The sequence below is a fragment of the Bacillus sp. FSL M8-0166 genome (assembly GCF_038008825.1).
Taxonomy (GTDB): domain Bacteria; phylum Bacillota; class Bacilli; order Bacillales; family Bacillaceae; genus Bacillus; species Bacillus safensis.
The window spans coordinates 1,954,072-1,969,760 of record NZ_JBBOZZ010000001.1; the positions used below are offsets into that span (position 1 = coordinate 1,954,072).

At 38.5% G+C, this 15,689-nt stretch carries 13 protein-coding genes; 4 read left to right on the forward strand and 9 right to left on the reverse strand.

From position 1 onward, the window contains the following. Positions 1-3 precede the first annotated feature (3 nt). Positions 4-468: a DUF6884 domain-containing protein gene (locus NSS92_RS10375; RefSeq protein WP_340867706.1), complete on the reverse strand. Its 465-nt coding sequence runs from the start codon at positions 466-468 to the stop codon at positions 4-6. Continuing rightward, a complete protein-coding gene (locus NSS92_RS10380) occupies positions 469-1,014 on the reverse strand; it encodes a VanZ family protein (protein WP_340867708.1) in 546 nt (181 codons plus the stop codon). 176 nt (positions 1,015-1,190) lie between these two features. Here NSS92_RS10380 and NSS92_RS10385 point away from each other — a divergent pair, with 176 nt between their 5' ends. The 3 genes from NSS92_RS10385 (at position 1,191) to NSS92_RS10395 (ending at position 2,502) form a co-directional block, all read left to right on the forward strand. After that, positions 1,191-1,769, forward strand: coding sequence for a TetR family transcriptional regulator (locus NSS92_RS10385; RefSeq protein WP_024425822.1), 579 nt, complete (start codon positions 1,191-1,193; stop codon positions 1,767-1,769). 73 nt (positions 1,770-1,842) lie between these two features. Then, positions 1,843-2,187, forward strand: a complete 345-nt coding sequence (locus tag NSS92_RS10390; RefSeq protein WP_075622582.1) for a DMT family transporter — start codon at positions 1,843-1,845, stop codon at positions 2,185-2,187. Further along, positions 2,188-2,502 (forward strand): DMT family transporter, encoded by a 315-nt coding sequence (locus NSS92_RS10395; RefSeq protein ID WP_003217878.1) that lies wholly within the window; start codon positions 2,188-2,190, stop codon positions 2,500-2,502. Positions 2,503-2,595: 93 nt separating this feature from the next. Here the strand turns inward: NSS92_RS10395 and NSS92_RS10400 are convergent, their stop codons facing one another. From NSS92_RS10400 to NSS92_RS10415, 4 genes are all read right to left on the reverse strand, one after another. Next, complete coding sequence (locus tag NSS92_RS10400) at positions 2,596-3,408, reverse strand: leucine-rich repeat domain-containing protein (RefSeq protein ID WP_340867711.1); 813 nt, start codon at positions 3,406-3,408, stop codon at positions 2,596-2,598. A gap of 422 nt (positions 3,409-3,830) precedes the next feature. Next, positions 3,831-4,157, reverse strand: coding sequence for a hypothetical protein (locus tag NSS92_RS10405; protein WP_340867713.1), 327 nt, complete (start codon positions 4,155-4,157; stop codon positions 3,831-3,833). Then, positions 4,150-4,752: a class D sortase gene (locus tag NSS92_RS10410; RefSeq protein WP_340867715.1), complete on the reverse strand. Its 603-nt coding sequence runs from the start codon at positions 4,750-4,752 to the stop codon at positions 4,150-4,152. Before NSS92_RS10410 ends, NSS92_RS10405 begins: the two co-directional genes overlap by 8 nt. A gap of 21 nt (positions 4,753-4,773) precedes the next feature. Continuing rightward, positions 4,774-10,917, reverse strand: a complete 6,144-nt coding sequence (locus NSS92_RS10415) for a SpaA isopeptide-forming pilin-related protein (RefSeq protein WP_340867718.1) — start codon at positions 10,915-10,917, stop codon at positions 4,774-4,776. Between the two features lie 700 nt (positions 10,918-11,617). Here NSS92_RS10415 and NSS92_RS10420 point away from each other — a divergent pair. Continuing rightward, the gene (locus tag NSS92_RS10420; RefSeq protein ID WP_340867720.1) at positions 11,618-13,126 is read left to right on the forward strand and encodes a helix-turn-helix domain-containing protein; all 1,509 of its coding nucleotides are present in this window, start codon (positions 11,618-11,620) and stop codon (positions 13,124-13,126) included. A 53-nt stretch (positions 13,127-13,179) separates the two neighbouring features. Here the strand turns inward: NSS92_RS10420 and NSS92_RS10425 are convergent, their stop codons facing one another. The 3 genes from NSS92_RS10425 to NSS92_RS10435 all read right to left on the reverse strand — a co-directional run bounded on the left by NSS92_RS10425 (position 13,180) and on the right by NSS92_RS10435 (position 15,680). Beyond that, positions 13,180-13,461, reverse strand: a complete 282-nt coding sequence (locus NSS92_RS10425; protein ID WP_003217864.1) for a hypothetical protein — start codon at positions 13,459-13,461, stop codon at positions 13,180-13,182. Positions 13,462-13,803: 342 nt separating this feature from the next. Then, positions 13,804-15,087, reverse strand: a complete 1,284-nt coding sequence (locus NSS92_RS10430; protein WP_340867722.1) for a hypothetical protein — start codon at positions 15,085-15,087, stop codon at positions 13,804-13,806. Between the two features lie 26 nt (positions 15,088-15,113). Beyond that, positions 15,114-15,680, reverse strand: coding sequence for a hypothetical protein (locus NSS92_RS10435; protein WP_340867724.1), 567 nt, complete (start codon positions 15,678-15,680; stop codon positions 15,114-15,116). Between the last annotated feature and the right edge of the window lie 9 nt (positions 15,681-15,689).

Here is a 15,689-nt window from a genome sequence, read left to right on the forward strand (position 1 = left end):
GTGTTAAATATGCGGCGGAAGTTCTATTTTTGATTCCACTGCTTGATGTAACGCCTGAAGCATGTAGCCAATTCCTTTATATGGAGCCAGCGGATAATTTGCTTTTTGATGAGGTTGTAATAAAGGGTCGATCACTTTTCGATATTTCTTTCCACCTAGTACTACCAGTTCATCATATGCGAAAAGATTTTTTTGATGAAATTGCTGGCTCAGTTCTTCTCGTGTGATCTGTTCAGCATGCGGTGTACCAAAAGCCACATCATAATTTTCGTGTATGATATCATCTGCCTTTAAGAATCCGTGCTTCGCTGATAAGATCATCCAGTCTGAAAAGAACGTTTGGGCATAGCTTTTCGTACGCTGATGCAGCGGACTTAAATAAACGAGGTTCGCCGGCTGGCTTCCTGACTCTGGATCGACGTCCCAAATTTTCTTCGCGCCACATGGAATGATACAAACTCGCTTCACTCAGGTTTTCTCCTTCCTTTTTCGATATATCTGATACATGATACAGCCTAGCGCTGTGCCAAGTGTATTTAAGAGAATATCATCAATATCGCTGCTTCTTGTAATGATACCAGATTGCGAGAACATCCATTGGAGCAATTCGATCATGGTTGACAGGAGAAAGCCACTAAGAACCGCCTTTTGCCAGCGCATGGTTCGAAAGGCTTGATAAAGAAAAAAACCGAGTGGTACAAATAAAAATATGTTGCCTGCTAAATTTAAAAAGACAAGATTTGGATAGCCATGATGGTAGGCGTGAAGATTTTGATAAATGGACTGCAAAGGCATGAGGTTAACACTCACCTGATCTTTTGGGGCGGAAAAACGATTTGGAAAGACCGTCAAATATAGTAAAACATTCGTATAAATAAACAGACTGGCAAGGACCAATTCTGTCCGCAAATAGATAAAACGTTTGTGCTTTTTTGCCTGTCTATATCTCATATGTAAATAGAGCGGGACGAGCAGGAGAAAATAAGCAATGGAAAACATAGCACTGGATGTCATACAGAGAGCTGCCCCTTTCTCACATGATGATGCTTGACCATATTTACAGCTTATTCAGGCTTGCCCGCATCTATTCATCACTTATTCTCACATTCAATGAAGAGAAAACCATATTGACAAATCGTCATTTTCCCGCTAAACTGAATGACATTCAGTCATTTAAGGCCGGTGATGATATGTCGAAACGAGAAAAGATTATGCTTGCTGCGATTGATGCGTTTAAAGAAAAAGGAATTGAAAAGACGACCATTTCGGATATTGTGAAAGCAGCAGGAGTAGCGCAAGGAACGTTTTATTTATATTTTCCTTCAAAGCTTTCCGTCATGCCTGCGATCGCAGAACATCTGATCGCACAGATGGTGCCTGCGATCGAAAAGGAATTAACTCAGCATGCAGATGTCCTCGATCAAGCAGATGCGCTTGTTGAATTCATTTTCGCTTTTACAAGGCAATACCGTGATGTCCTTGCCCTGACCTACTCAGGCTTAGCCGCCACGGAGCATTTAAAGGAATGGGAAGATATTTATGAGCCGATTTACAAATGGGTCGCTGCTTTTCTAGAAAAAGCAAAGCAGGACAAAAGGGTCCGTGCGAATTTGAACTGTCAATATGCAGCCAAATTCATTATCGGTTTACTCGAATCGTCTGCTGAGCAAATGTACTTATTTACGGAAACAGATACAGAAGAGGTTTTGATTCAAAAGCGAGAGGTAAAGCAATTTCTTCTTTACGCACTTGGCATAGAGACACCTTAACATAGTACAGCACTTGCTGTACGCTCTTTTTTGGTTTTAAAATGACGAATCGTCAGTTTTAGGAGGAAGTAGAATGAAAAAAAGCTGGATGTATGTTGCACTCACTTGTTTATTCGAATTACTTTGGGTGTTTGGTTTAAATAGAGCTGATGCTGTGTGGGAGTGGGCCATCATTATCTGCCTCATTCCAATTGATTTTTATTTTTTAATGAAGGCCTGCGAGAAGCTGCCGACAGGGACCGTGTACGCCGTGTTTGCCGGAGTTGGAACGATTGGTACATCTTTGATGGATTATGCGCTGTTTGGCGGTTCGTTTTCATTAGAAAAGCTCTTATTTATGGGCATTTTAATTCTCGGAATTATCGGACTGAAAGTGTCTGATGGAGATGCACATGAGCAGAAAGGAGAAGCGGTATAAATGGGCTGGTTTTTTGTACTGTTAGCCTCTGCCTGCGAAATCGGCGGGACCATTGGGCTCAATATGTTTAGTAAGAAAAAGCAAATCACGACAGGCATTTTATTTGTCGGCGGGTTTGCCTTATCCTTTTTGTTTTTATACGCCTCGTTTTCTTCTGTTCAAGTATCCGTCGCTTATACGGTCTGGATTGGACTTGGAACGGCGGGCTCTGTCTTGTTTAATATGATTCTATTTAAAGAGCCGAAAAACATGATTCGTATACTCAGCTTGCTGCTGATTGTGATTGGTGTGGTTGGGCTGAAGCTGTTTGCATAATTGAATAACAAGAAAGAAAAAGTTTATGATGTTATTAGCCATTACATTCGCAATAGAAAAAGCAATGGAATTGATGTTCCATTGCTTTTTAAGTTAATTTATATACTTTTCTTGGTACGCTTTAAATTGTTCTTCGTATTTTTGCAACTTTTTCCCACCAACTTTTGAATTTAATTTCGGTTTTCGCTTTCCAATAACCATCACATCTTTATCTACAATAGGACTTGATAAAAAGATGTATGGTGCAAAACGATCACACTTAGTATTTGGGAGGGTTACGGATAACCTGGCATATTCTTCTGTCGGGAATTGGTTCGAAATTTCAAGTTCCTTGAGTCCCTCTAATTCCGATATCGGCTCTAAAGACTCGTCCTTCACTTTTATATTTGATAAGCACAGATATTTTAAATTCTTGAGGTATCTTAAAGGTTGAAGTGTATTTAAGTTTAATGAATTAAAAAGACCGCCTGACAATTCTAACAATTCTAAATCAGTTTTTTTCTGCAAAGGGGCTATGTCATTCAACTTTGAAAAATTTGTTATGGATAAAGATTTTAAGAAAGTGTTTTTTGATAAATCCCATAAACTTTGTGCTTTTGTATTCCATTCAAGTGCCAATACCTCAACATCTTTAAGAGTACTTATGATTGATAAATCTTCTACTCTCAGTTCATGCACAAAGAGCATTTTGGGATTAACTAAGCTCAAGATCGTATTGAATTCCTTTTGGTTCACTTTGTAAATCCACAATTTCGTTAGGTTAGAAAAAGATTTCAACCTTTCAATATTTTTTGTTTTTCCTGTGATTAACAACTCAGTGGAATTTTCATCTACATCGGCTAAATCATGAACAACTTCAGGTCGTGCATCATTACGAAAAATATATTGAGGGTGTTCTTTTAGCATTCTTTTACCTCCACACCTAATACGGATTATCTAAATGAATTTTATCAGAAGTTTGGAGTCAAAACACGATCATCTTTAGCTCTTTCCGATATTTCTTCCGAAGAAACAGGGGAAGGGATAAAAACTAGATGATCTTCTTTGGTCTCCAATCGTTTAAATTTAGAAAATTTTATCAGTCTCCACTAAATCCTCGATTTCCAATTGCTTCACAATCCGCCGATGATTACGTCTGTTTTCAATCTATTCTTATGCTAATTTTTGTACGAATTGAAATAATAAAGTTAGTAAAATGCCTATATATAAACAAATAAAAGAACTCCAATTCATATACGAATTAGAGTCCTAATGATATTACTGATTTCATTTTTCTACCTTAAAAACCGAACCCGTTAATCAAAGCCCCTTCCTTTTTTATTTCTCGTTTAATGGGTATCTTGCTGCTCAAGCAAGAGATCCATTGCGTAAATCGATTCGCCTTTCTCATCCAATAAAAAGTACACAATCAAAGGCTCTCCAAAAGCTGCTGTCTGCTGCGTGAACAAAACACAGGTGAATTTTTCAATACCAACTGGCAGCTCTCTTTTTAATAAAGGGTGAAGAATAGGCGAAGCCCGAATTGTATCTACATCAACATTCCAACGTTCATTTTTTAAAGTTGGATAATGCTCTGATAACAAATGGTGTAACATGTCGGTCGTGAGCGCTGCTTTTCCATCGCATCCATCATTTATTATGTTGGTGTTATACATCCGATGGCTGCTCACCCTTTGAAGCATTGATTCGTATTCCTTTTAAGACAAAGCGTTTCTGACCATCAAGTGTACAAGTGATCAATGTCAGTTCATTTTTCCCGCGATCCTTTAGTACATCCACATCCGTCGGTTCTATCGTAGCTGAGCTGACAATTTTATATTCGTATTTTTCTGCTTGATGATGTAAGACGACTTTTTCTCCTTTAGGTACCTCTGGCAGCTGACGGAAAAGACGATCGCCTCTATACCCTCTATGGCCTGCAATCGTGAAATTTCCTTCACCTGGCATTTGATGAGATTTGATTTGAGTCAGTGCAATACCTAAATTTTCTTTTGTTGTAACAGGAAGCACTTTTTCGTTTAAATTAATTGACGGGATCTCAAGCTCCATCGTATCTCGCAGGTCTTCTTCTGACACAGTTAAATGTGGAATAGAAGAAAGGGCATCACTTTCATTTTCTTCAATCATCTTTAATGCCTGTTCCATTGCTGCTGTCTCCTGAGAAGTTCGCCACTCATATAGAAAAGGAACGGAGATGAGCATTAGCCCCGCGACCACCAAAAAGCTGCCTAATAAGGTTCTTTTTTTCATCAATACACTCGTTCCTTCCTTTTACTGAATGGTTCTTCTTCTGACAACAAGAAGAACAGTTCCAGAAGCTACTAGTAAAATCCCTGCATACATCAAGTAACGCAGCCATTCTTCTCCAGTCTTTGGCAGCTCACCGTTTGAGTCATGAGGCGGATGTTGATCCCCTTTATCTGAAGCCGGAGGATTCGTGTGGTCCTCTTCATTCTTCACTGGTGCATTTTTCACAATCATTGTCTTGATCTCCACTTCGCCCATTTGAATTGTAAAAGCGAGCGGCTTCTTTAACGCTACATAACCATCTGGAGCTTTCGTCTCTGTGAGTATATACTCTCCAGGTTTAAGCCCTTTGACAATCGCTTCTCCGTCTTTTCCTGTTGTCACAGATTTTATGGTTTTCCCGGCTTTTGTATGAATGTCAAAGGCTGCCCCTTTTAAGGTTCTATCTGTCTGCTGGTCTACCTTTATGATACGCAGACTTCCTAAGATCAAGTGATTCTTCGCTGTTAATTGAAGCGGCTTCTGCTGATTTTTCTCAATTGTAAACAGGATCGGCTGATTATCCAATTGATAGCCCTGAGGTGCTTTCGTTTCAACGAATTGATATTGTCCCGGTTTTAAATCGTTGATGTGAAGCTTGCCTTTTTGGTCCGTTACAAGTGATTTCTTCAACGTTTTTCCTTCTTTACTCAGAAGAGCAAACTCTGCATTTTCCAGCGTATGTCCCTCATCATCCACTTTGGTCAGTTCCACTGCTCCCGGCGTCAGTTTGTTGATGATTTCTACTTTTGCTGGTTTGTCTTGACCTAATCGAATCGTAAAGGTGACAGGTGTCTGATCCAATTCATAGCCGGCAATGCTTGCTGTTTCGACAAATCGATAGGTGCCTGGCTTCAGTTGATCGACTGTCAGTTGACCGTTTTTATCTGTCTTTAAGTCTTTCTTTATACGTTGATCATGCTCATCCATCAGATCGAAGGTCACCCCAGCGAGCAACTGACCATCCTCTCCTTTTTTCTGAAGCTTCACAGCACTTGTCGTCCGAATATTTTCTTTTGTCACTTTCACCAGTTGTTTTGGATTGAAATCAATCTTAAAGTCTACTGGTTCTGCATCTAGTTTATGTCCAAAAGGAGCCTTCGTTTCAACCAATTGGTAAGCGCCTGGTTTCAAATCGTTGACAGTGATGATGCCTTTCTCGTTGGTTGTTAAACCTGACATCAATTCTTTACCATCGTCATTGAAAAGTGTAAATTCTGCGCCTTTCAATCTTTCTTTTTCTTCCCCTATTTTTGTGAGTTCTACAGAACCTTTCTTAAGCTGATTGATGGCCTCCACTTGAATCAATTCTTTTTGACCTAATTCAACTTGAAAGACAAGTGGTTTCGTACTCAATTCATAGCCTTCAAGACTCTTTCTTTCAACAAATTGATAGGTTCCAGGTTTTAGCCCTGTGAAGGTGATCTTTCCATCCTGATTGGTTGTGATTCCTTCTCCTCCTGCCACTATCTTTCCTTTATCATCAGATAGTTCAAAGACAACCCCTTCTAATGATTTCCCATCTTCGCCTTTTTTGTGCAACAGCACTCCGCCTGTTTTGCGGCTATTTTCTTTTGTCACACTGACCAGCTTCTCAGGGTTAAATGGAATAGCAAAAGTGACAGGTGTTTCGTCAAGCTCATGACCGAATGGAGCCTTCGTTTCAACAAACTGATAGGTTCCAGGCTTCAGATCGTTGACGATGATCTTCCCGTTCTGATCAGTGACAAGACCTGTTTTCATCTCTTTTCCATTTGCATCTACAAGCTTGAATTCTGCTCCTTCAAGCACATCATCCTTTTCACCGAGCTTCCTGAGCTGGACAGCTCCAGTTTTAAGATCATTGATCACTTTGATCTCAGCTGGTGTTTTTTGTGCGATTTCGATGGTAAACGGATAAGGCTTATTTTTCTTTTCGTAACCATCAATACTCTCTGTCTCTACGAGCTGATATTTGCCCGGTTTGAGGTTATCGACCAAAAGCTTCCCATCTTCATCTGTTGTCAAATCTTTACGCACAACTTCGTCATTTTGATCCAAGACTTCAAATCGAACACCTTGAAGCTTCTTGCCATCTTCCCCTTCTTTCAGCACTTCTAATGCACTTGTTTCATAGAAGTTCTTTTGCGAAATGACGACTGGTTCCTTTGGATCAAGTGGTACTTCAAATTTGATTGGCGTTTCATCTAACACATAACCATCTGGTGCTTTTGTTTCAATGAGCTGATACGTACCCGGTCTTAGTTCGTTTATCGTGATCTTGCCATTTTCTCCTGTGACAAGCGAACCTTTTAGCTCATGCCCATCTTGATCTAAAAGCTTGAACTGTGCACCTTCTAGTCTCTCTCCGCCTTCGCCTATTTTGCTCAATTCTGCAGAGCCTTTGATAATGTCATTTACTGCGGTTACAGTCGTTGTCTCTGTTTGATTTTCTTTAATGGTGAACGGCCATTTTTGCTGATTTAATTGATAGCCTTTCGGTGCGTTTGTCTCAACAAAATAATAGGAACCTGGCTCAAGATGTTTGAAAAGGATTTCTCCTTTTTCGTCCGTTTTCAAATCGGTTTGGACGGTATCTCCAGATTCATTTTTCAGTTCAAATTCTGCATTCTCTAATGCTGCACCCGTCTCTTTGTCTTTTTTCGTTAACTTGACATGCTGGCGGATTTCTTGGTTCTGCACCGTCATGCTATTTCCTGTTTTCGCTTGATCTCCTGATTCGTAAGGCTGATCAATTGTTACATGGATCGGTTCCTTCGTCTTAATATAACCATCTGGTGCTTTCTCTTCTGTCACGATATAGTCACCATACAGAAGACGATCAAATCGAAGAGCTCCTTCTTCATCTGTTGCCTTTGTTCCAATGACGATACCACTCGCAGCATCTGTCAGTGAAAAGCTTGCTCCTTTTAGCGCTTTTCCAGTACTTGCATCTACCTTTTTAATGGTTAAAGCACCAATCGCTCCTGTGCCATCTCCCATGCCAGCTGTACGTTTGACCACAATTGAGGCTTCGGATTCCTTTTTGATTTCTTTTACATTTTCACCTCTAAACGTTACTTCGTTTTGAAGTGTACTTCCCACCTTATCTAAAATGAGAGATTGATATTCTAAAATATATGGTCTCGTGATTTCTTCTTTAAATTTGATTTGAAAAGAATCTGGGTCGAATTCAAGGTCTAGTTCATAATCCTTCCCTTTTTCCAGCTCTTCTGCTTTTGTCACTTGCCCCTTTTCATCTATTGTCGTCGAATAGAGATGAAATGAGTTTTCTATTATGGCTTGGTTACTGCTCGGATGGTCTATAATCGTCGCATCTTGGACTGTTGATTGACCAAAATTAATATTCACTTTCCAATCAATAACTTTCCCTTGTTGATTTCCTGATTTGCTCGTGTATTTCCCTCCATTTGGAATGGACACCACAGCATTCACATCTGATTCTTTTGTCTGTCCATCATAAAGGGTCGCTTTATTTTCGTAGGTTTTCTGTACTAAATCCATTCCTTCAACACTTGTTTGATACGTGATTTTGTATGGGGAATCAATGGCTTTTTTGAAAATTACTTCGAAGCCTGTTTCTCCCTTTTCATTTTCAAGGAATTTGATGTCATAATGTTCTTTCGCTAATACCTCTTTTTCTTCTGCTCCATTTTCCCCGCCTTGTAAATCAAGCGAATAGACGGTGATTGAATCTTTAAGCAAACGCTGATTTCCTTGAATGAAATCCTCGATTCTCGCCTCTTCTAGATGTTTCAAATTATAGTTTACACCGATATTCCATGTGATCTCTTTTTTCTTTGCATCATAAGTTCCATTCTTAAAACCATTTGACTGCGTGTATGTGTCAGGCGTGAAGACAGATTGATTTTCCTTCGTCAAATCCTTGCCATCTTCATTAACCCATTCAAGCTTTACATGATTACGCAGATTCTTTTGGTCTTTATCTGCTCTTTTTTCATAATCAAAAGACGTTGTATATGTGACTACATGTTCTGTCTTTATTTCTTTCATAAATTGAATATCAAATCCATTTGCATGTTCAACTATTTGATAGTCTGTGCCTTCTTCAAGCACTAAATTGCCTGTCGTCACTTTTAAACTATCTTTTTGCAGCGTCAATCCTTCGTTTGTAAACGTATCTTTTAATATCAGATTGTTCATCGTTTGTTGATCTTTGTTGAAGGTGATACGCCATGGAATGGTCTTGTTCTTGTAATTCGGTGTTCCATGATTTTTCGTTAGGATTTGCTGGTCAATTTTTTGCTTCCCTTGTTTGCTCTCTTTGCCAGCTGTTACAGTATTGATAATCTCTTCAGCTTCAAAAATCCGCTCCGTTGCTTTTGTTTGATAGGTGATGAGATAAGCCGATTGAATATCTTGATTGAATTGCAAGGTAAACCCGTTTTGTTCATCCTTTTTTTGAGGTTGAACCACATAATTTTCAAACGCTTTTGTTCCTGCTTCGTTGCCATTTTGATCAATTGTGACTTCTTTGACTTGAATTGAATCAGATATCAGCGCCTGTGTGCCGTTAAAAAAGTCTTCTAACAAAGCGTCCTTTTGAGCCAGCGTTTTTTCGTTATAGTTATACCGAATTTCCCAAGTAATCGTTTGTGTGACTGGATCGTAGTGCGCGGCTTTTTTATTTAAAGGACTGCCTCTTGTCACATTCACTGTGCCTTCTGCTGAACTGATCACTTTATCACCGGAAACAAGGGATGCTTTATTACGAAATGCAGATTGATCTTGATTCGTAATATTCGTTTCATACATTAAACGGTAAGCTAGATGCACATCATCTTTAAATTCAATCGTGAAATCTTGACCATCTGCTGTTTGGCCGATCGTGTAGTGGTTTTCATCAAGCTGCTGACCAAGCGATGTTTCCCCATTTAGCTTTGTATCAATACGATAAAGCTTAATTGAATCTTTTTTTAACGCTTGACCTTCTTGAATCGGATCTAAAAGTCTCGCTTGTTTCACATCGTCTAAGTCCATATTAAAATCGACTGTCCATTGAATGGTTTCAGCATTGTAAGATCGATTTGGTTCTCCCTTTTTAGAGACGTTTGGACCATTTGGAATGTATTGAATCGGAATGGATACCGTATCCTTGCCTTCAATCGGGGTAATGATGACTTCTTTTTCTTCCGTGATGACTGTTTGTTGATCTAATTGTGTCCAAACTTGAAGTGTTCCATGGATATTTGAATATTGTTTAATAAAATCGGTGAACTCGATGGAGGCATTTCCGCTCTCATCTACAGAGAAATAACCAACGGTTGCCTGATTAAATTTCATCTCGAGACGATCGATTTTTTCGTAAATCACTAATTCCTCTGGAACCTTGAAATGGAATTCATCCCCGCCATTATAGCTATGCCCATTTGGGATGGCCCACTCATAGTTAATGGAAATCAGCGAGTTGATATCAGGTTTCTCAACTGAATTTCCTTCCGGATCTTCATATATTAATTTCGCATCAGTGAGGAGATTTTCTTGTATCAGCATTTGTTTTGAAACACTTTGCAGCCCTACACGCTTAGACACGCTCACTTTGTTTTTTAGTAATTCATCTTCATCATTTTGTTTCGTTTGAGCGGCTTCTTGATTGTTAGAAGTTTTATCTTTCTTAGATGAGGTTGAGTCATCTTTTGGAAGACTTTCTTCACCCTCATTTTGCTTTGTTTTCTCTTCTTGCTCAGCTATACTGGTGACATCGATGTCAATTGATCCTTCTAAATTTGGATCGATCTCAACATCTTCTTTAAATTTCACCGTCACTTCATTTTGTTTTGAAACGGTATACTCGCCAACAGGTATGTCACCCACAGTAATCGGTTCCTTCTGCTCCTTCTCAACCTGGATGGCTGAAGGAAGAGAAAGTACATACGGATATTGCTTTTTTAGATCAATTCCTTTTATAGACCAATGCACAGTGGCCTTTCTTACTTGCTGATCTTCCATGCTTGATAACTTGTTGCCTTCGCTATCAGCAAACTCAATATCCCCATAAATGTTTTCTTGAGTTTCTTTTGCTTGTGCCCCTGCCAAAGGCAAGACTCCTAATATACTAGACTGTATGACTAACACAGTCATAAGTGCCAGCGCCAATATTCTTTTCAATACATCCACCCTTTTCTAAAATTAATGTTCAACAACGATAAAAAAATCATTTATATACTGTCCGATCAATCACTCCGCTTCTGATCAAATATTTCTAAAAATTGCACCTTAAGACCCTATGAATAAAATGAGTTGATCAATCATGAGTAGTGGATTTAGTAACGGGATAGGGGTCTATAGACATGGGGAATAGTGAGAGGGATCATGAAAGAATAAATGTGAATTTTTCTATTTATACTGGAATGAACAATAAATAATGTGTGCATGCATATATAAGCATATGCTCACATATGGTTCGTTCATATGAAACAAGCATGTATCATATGGTATGTATGGTTAGACAGTTCAGCATCATTTAGATCGCATTCCTTTCTACTCCCTTTCATATGGTAATCAAAAAGCTGCTGCTTTTTATTCTTACATTTACCGTTTCAACAGCAAAAAAATAAACAAAATATCTAAAATGATCCATTTTTATAGGATTCATGGCTCATTCATCACCTTTTAAAAGAAAAATATGGAGAATCAACACATAACATTTGTTTTTGTCTAATTTTTTTCTCTTTTATCATCAAAAGTGAAGACAAAACGATTTAGCCTAAACATTACAATCATTTCATGCCTATTTTGAGAATCTCATGTTCTTTATCAGAACTTCATAATATATAGAGGCAAGCCAAGGGAAGGAGTTAGTTGTTTGATGGAGCTCATTGATAATAAATCAAAGAGATGGATAAACATTTTAAAACTGCTTGTATCAAAAAATAAGTGGTGGAGCCTTCAAGAGATATCGAATGAACATATCGGTTCGGTTCGTGCGATTCAAAGCGATTTAGAACAAATGAAATCGTTCCAAACAGAGAACGGAGAGCCGTTAATCCACATAAAGCCAAGACAAGGGATATCTATTTGTTATACGCAGACGATACGAGTGGACTACTATATTAAAGAAATTTTAAAAGATACGATTGAAATCCGATTGATTGACGGCATTTTTTTCGAACAAAACAGGTCTTTCTATGAATGGATGGACACGCTTAATATCAGTAGATCCACACTGTATAACACGATTCATAAAATCAACTCGATCCTTACATCCTATGACATTGAGTTACGTCCAGATAGTATGCAGTTTCATGGGAATGAGAAGGAAATTCGCCAATTCTTTGTTGAATTTTTGTTTGAAGTGTATGGAAGCCGGCTTTGGCCATTCGATGATATTCCAAAACAAGACGCAGTTGATTTATTACAAGAGCTATTTCAGGTGCTCGAAGTCAATGTACCAGATGTGGCTATAGATAAATACTGTCTGTGGTTAGGCGTTTCCATTCACCGAATGAGGAAAAATTTCTCAATAAGCCGTAAATATACGTACTCAATGAAAGAGGAAAAACAAACCTCAGTAGCCAAAGGGATCTATGATCAAATCAAAACATGGGAAGAGCATATTTGCCGAATGACCAAAGACGTATTTGATGTGACGCTGGATCATCATGAATTTGTCTTTTTGCTGTTGATTGAACCAGCTATTGGACACTTTAAATCAATTGAAACTGTCGAAGAAAAATTGACGTTCTTTCAGTCACATACACCACGACTCTATGATGCCATTCATTCATTTATTAACCAATTGGAGTCGATTTTTCATCAAGAAATAGCGAATCGCAAGGTGATGACACTCATTCTTCTCCAATACTATGTGTATTCCAATGAAATTACCGTGAGAGATGGATTCCTTTTCAAAAAGAAATCGAGCTATTTATCAGAGGTAAAAAAACAGTTTCCTTACTTCTATTCGAGGATTACTCATATCATCCAAGAGTTAAAAACAGATGATATACTCGGTTCTTTTGTGAAAAATGAACGGGAATTGATTCGTATCATTACATCTTCCTGGAGAGGACTTGTTCATTTGGAGATGGAACGGAGAAACGCGCTGAACATTTTTGTTATTTCAACATTAGGCTATTATCATAGTTTGTTTATTGCTGATTTAATTAAATTACGCGTGCCTCCTCTCATTCACATTTTCACAAGTCCAGAGAATACATTAAATGCTGTAGCGATGGATCAACTAGGGATTGATATGATTGTGACCGATACTGAGCTCCCTATTCAATTTGGACGATCTACGCTGCTGATCAGCTCTTTTCCAACAAAAAAAGAATTGGACAACTTGAACCGAAGATTGGTTGATATGATCGACTAATGTTCATCAAAAAAAGCTGCTGAGGAGCTCTCAAGCAGCTTTTTTCTTCTGTATTAATGAAGCACTATTTGTTCATTCATCAAATCAATGGCATAAAGTGATTGCTCATATTCATCTAATAGAAGGTAAACTTTGAGCGGTGCAGCGGTTTGATCGGTCTGCTGCGTGAATAGGACACAAGTGAATTTTTCGATTCCTTCTGGCAGCTTGCTTTTCAGAAAAGGATGAAGAATAGGAGAGATTCGAAGGGTATCAACATCTTTCAGCCAAAGCTCATCTTGTAACGCAGGATAATGGTCAACCAAAAACTGACGAAACACTTCCAATGTACTCAAGGTAGATATCCTCACTTTCTTCTATTTATGGCTTTAAGCTTACCTAAAAACAAACATGTTCAACTCATCCTATGATCTTAGTCCGCCTATTTTCGCATACTACTAGAGACACGATTTCATTTTTCTTCTAAAAGGATTGTAGATCAACATTACTGTTATGGGTTTTCATTATGTATGACGTTTACTATATGAAATACGAATTCCAACCGATGGACCTATGATCATATTCTTATCTGTTTCTTTCGTGATGAAACGACAACTTCCTTCTACAAAATTCCATTTTTCTTCAAAAAAGAGGGAGATGGGGCAAAAAAGAACAGCTGCTCACTGTTCTTTTAGAAGCTATGAAAGGTCTGTCAAAGAGAACACTTCACCGCTCACTGCATCAACACCATCATGACAATCGAGCTTTCCGCATAAAACATATTGTTTTTGCACATCGTCATAGACGTAGATGGGTGTAAGTTCGAGGCGTTCCCTCAATTTTTCAAAGGCTTCTTTCTGAGATATGGTGATTTCACTAGCTGTTTGAGATGGATTGAGTATCCCGCATACTTGAAACATCTCTTTTTTATCTATGTAATTAATGGCTTCAAAAGTGCTGGCATCAATGAAGACCTTGATCTTATCCATAAATCCACAGCCTTCTTGCTCATTCGTTTTTAATATCGCTTGGATGTAGCCATGATCACGGTGGAGTGTTTTTAGCACCCACTTCCCTGTATCCTTTGAATATTTTTGCGCCAAAAAGGTTCGAACCGCTTTTATACAAGCAACTTGCTCTTCTTTTGAGATCGGGAATATATCTGGCGAAGGCTCCAATGAGAAGGCTTGTTCAGCAGTAATGTCCTCGTTTATATCGATTTCCTTTTTTTCAAAGGCTTTGTTTAACGGTTCATTCCACTCCATGACCTGATGCATGTGTATACTATTCGTTTCTTCACGCCCAATTTCAAACGGTATCGTTCCTGTTCCATCGTTTTTTACATAGATTTCTTCTAACGCATAAATCGGGCGGATTCGATTCTGCTCGAAGGATGGCCAATCAAACCGCTGCACTTGCTGCTGGGCTAAATTCTCGATCCTATCAATGGAAAGCACATATTCTTCAGCCCTTAGTCGTTTTTTTGCCATAAATGGCCCTCGATGTATAAAGTGAATGAGCTGCCCATGTTCACCCCATTTCACTTCGATTCTGCCTGAAGGCGTCACTTTCACACCATCTATTGCTTCTTCGAAAAAAAGTTCCCCTTTTTCCTTCTCATGCATGTGAAAATGCTCGCCATAGATCAAACCTGTTTCTTGTTCGATCCATTGAATGGCATGAGCTGGATAAGGTCTCTTAAACGTGACACCATTCTTCGCGAAGGTTTTGTCCATGACAAAAATAACCGTTTCAACCTGGCCTGTATTCAAGTTCACGTCAATCACAGCTGTGCCGTCCGGGTTTAAATCATCGTCCTCGGGTTCAGCTTCATGAGAGGGGAACCATTCCATATTCAATATATAAACCGTTTCATTGAACATATTGACGTAGCGATAAAAACTGTGTCTTTTTAGATGGTAAAGATCTAAACCAAATTTCGCCTTTGTCTGATCGATCAGTTGTTGAATGTTTGCATTCATTTGTTTCACCTCAAAATGATGATGTTTTATGGGAGAAGAAAAATGACGATAAAGATGAAGAGGATGATTACAGTTAAGAATCCTAAAGCTATTGCCATTATATTTGACTCTTTTGTATATCCTGTTAATTCGCCTTCAGTCGATCGGTCGATTTTTCTAAAGCGAAAAAGCATGCTTATATTAATAAGAGCTAGAGCCATAATCAATAAGAAAAGTAGAAACATTGGTTGGATATCAAAGAATGGGTTCGATACATTTTGGAAACTAAATGACTGAAAAAACATAAGCCCGCTCATTATCAGTTTCCAAACATTATCCGTCCTCTGTTCCTTCTCCCACTCTTCCCCTAATTTTTCTCTTTCATAAATTGCTATCTGCTCGTAAATTGGAATGAAGGACTTTGTTGATCCTTTTTTAATAAAACCATAAATGCTTTGAAGGAGCATTAAAATTCCTAAACAAAGAAAGAAATGTGTAAATCGAATTTCAACAATTTGAATCATCATATAAAAAGCAATGATTAAGATAACGGCTATTAAATTAGAGACAGCTATTTGTTTTGTCCTCATCTTTTTCAGTGCAGCTTGTTCCATGTAATACTC

What these genes read in the sequence shown, in the direction of transcription:
- NSS92_RS10380 (WP_340867708.1), bottom strand. Translation starts at nt 1,014, where the DNA reads ATGACATCCAGTGCTATGTTTTCCATTGCTTATTTTCTCCTGCTCGTC.
- NSS92_RS10385 (WP_024425822.1), top strand. Translation starts at nt 1,191, where the DNA reads ATGTCGAAACGAGAAAAGATTATGCTTGCTGCGATTGATGCGTTTAAA.
- NSS92_RS10390 (WP_075622582.1), top strand. Translation starts at nt 1,843, where the DNA reads ATGAAAAAAAGCTGGATGTATGTTGCACTCACTTGTTTATTCGAATTA.
- NSS92_RS10395 (WP_003217878.1), top strand. Translation starts at nt 2,188, where the DNA reads ATGGGCTGGTTTTTTGTACTGTTAGCCTCTGCCTGCGAAATCGGCGGG.
- NSS92_RS10400 (WP_340867711.1), bottom strand. Translation starts at nt 3,408, where the DNA reads ATGCTAAAAGAACACCCTCAATATATTTTTCGTAATGATGCACGACCT.
- NSS92_RS10405 (WP_340867713.1), bottom strand. Translation starts at nt 4,157, where the DNA reads ATGTATAACACCAACATAATAAATGATGGATGCGATGGAAAAGCAGCG.
- NSS92_RS10410 (WP_340867715.1), bottom strand. Translation starts at nt 4,752, where the DNA reads ATGAAAAAAAGAACCTTATTAGGCAGCTTTTTGGTGGTCGCGGGGCTA.
- NSS92_RS10420 (WP_340867720.1), top strand. Translation starts at nt 11,618, where the DNA reads ATGGAGCTCATTGATAATAAATCAAAGAGATGGATAAACATTTTAAAA.
- NSS92_RS10430 (WP_340867722.1), bottom strand. Translation starts at nt 15,087, where the DNA reads ATGAATGCAAACATTCAACAACTGATCGATCAGACAAAGGCGAAATTT.
- NSS92_RS10435 (WP_340867724.1), bottom strand. Translation starts at nt 15,680, where the DNA reads ATGGAACAAGCTGCACTGAAAAAGATGAGGACAAAACAAATAGCTGTC.